General features: G+C 74.4%; 1 protein-coding gene. It reads left to right on the top strand.

Features of this window, described 5'->3' with window-relative positions; genetic code table 11:
* Window positions 1-41: 41 nt before the first annotated feature.
* Window positions 42-441: lysophospholipid acyltransferase family protein (locus FLQ44_RS22800; RefSeq protein ID WP_369126626.1), on the top strand; the 400-nt coding region annotated here is incomplete at its 3' end.

Raw genomic sequence — 441 nt, 5'->3', positions numbered from 1 at the left:
GGCGGGCAGGGGCGGCGGACTATCCGGGCTAAACTCCGCGCATGTCCAGCGCCCCCGAACCGCGCGGCCGCGATCGCGCGCTCGCCGCCCTGCTGCACGCCCTGATGCGGATCATCGGCCGCTTGCCGCTGCGTGCGCTGCATGCGATTGGCGCGGCGCTTGGCGACCTCGCCCGGCGTTTCAACAACCGCGAGACCCGCATCGCCCGCCGCAACCTTGAGCTCTGCCTGCCCGAGCTCGACGCCGATGCCCGCGCAGCGCTGCTGGTCGAGGTGATGCGCGATGCCGGCCGCACGCTCACCGAAACCTGCCGGCTGTGGACCCGCCCGCAGGCCGAGAACCTGGGCCTGGTCCGCGAGGTGGCCGGCGAGGACCTGTTCCGTGCGGCGCTGTCCGCCGGGCGCGGCCTGGTCGTCTGCGCGCCGCACCTCGGCAACTGGG

The sequence above is a fragment of the Vogesella mureinivorans genome (assembly GCF_007644035.1).
GTDB lineage: Bacteria > Pseudomonadota > Gammaproteobacteria > Burkholderiales > Chromobacteriaceae > Vogesella > Vogesella mureinivorans.
This window is presented reverse-complemented; position numbering and strand designations above follow the sequence as displayed.